General features: G+C 45.6%; 1 protein-coding gene. It reads right to left on the bottom strand.

The window, feature by feature from the left end; translation table 11 throughout:
- Window positions 1–423 (bottom strand): protein rep (locus KP705_RS18110; RefSeq protein WP_215765299.1); only part of this gene is annotated, 423 nt, incomplete at both ends.

The following is a 423-nucleotide window of genomic DNA, read 5'->3' as shown; positions in this document are numbered from 1 at the left end:
TTCTCCATCTGCTCGAATTTTATTTCATCACCAACGATGACACGACCATCAAGAGAAGGCTCAACACAGAGAGCCATAGCAATATCGGGCCCGAACATATCCAATGATTTAGGGACACCTATCGTGGCTTCGCCTTCATCACGCTTCGTGAAAAGCTCAGCATCATTGATGACACGCTTCTTCATCATCTTCAGAGATCCATCAGACTGATCTCGAACGATGCGAAGCCTCTCATCATTAAGAGACCCCTTGAACTCCTTAAACGATCCGTACCTCTGTATCAGTCGCGTATTGAGTGTCTCATTATAGAACCACTCAAGATGGCCATCCTCCATCGTCTCAATATCGTTCGGCTTAGTCACATATTTTGTGACCTCATCAACAGACTCAAGAGTTCCCGCATCCTTAACAATGCACGACATC

The organism is Gluconobacter sp. P1D12_c (assembly GCF_018812105.1).
Lineage (GTDB): Bacteria > Pseudomonadota > Alphaproteobacteria > Acetobacterales > Acetobacteraceae > Gluconobacter > Gluconobacter oxydans_A.
This window is presented reverse-complemented; position numbering and strand designations above follow the sequence as displayed.